The sequence below is a fragment of the Pseudomonas sp. HY7a-MNA-CIBAN-0227 genome (assembly GCF_040310325.1).
In the GTDB taxonomy this organism is placed as follows: domain Bacteria; phylum Pseudomonadota; class Gammaproteobacteria; order Pseudomonadales; family Pseudomonadaceae; genus Aquipseudomonas.
The window spans coordinates 1-260 of record NZ_JBEOPT010000211.1 but is presented as its reverse complement, the minus strand read 5'-3'; the positions used below and the strand labels follow the sequence as shown (position 1 = coordinate 260).

Below are 260 nucleotides of genomic sequence, written 5' to 3'. Positions count from 1 at the left end.
ATAATGCCCTGATAATCAATATTTTATGAAGGTTTACGTTATGGCTCGCACCGCTAGCGCATTACACATTTTAGTCAAAGATAAAGCATTGGCTGACGACATTATTGCCAAACTCAAAAAAGGCGCGCAGTTTGATGTACTGGCTAAGAAACACTCCACCTGCCCATCAGGCAAAAAAGGTGGCAGCTTAGGTGAGTTTGAAAAAGGCGACATGGTACCAGCATTTGATAAAGTCTGCTTCAACAGTGAACTCTTTACCC

Annotated in this window: 1 protein-coding gene; it reads left to right on the top strand. The window is 42.3% G+C overall.

All coding sequences use genetic code 11. From position 1 onward, the window contains the following. Positions 1-40 precede the first annotated feature (40 nt). Positions 41-260 (top strand): peptidylprolyl isomerase (locus tag AAEZ06_RS27620; RefSeq protein ID WP_350617313.1); only part of this gene is annotated, 220 nt, incomplete at its 3' end.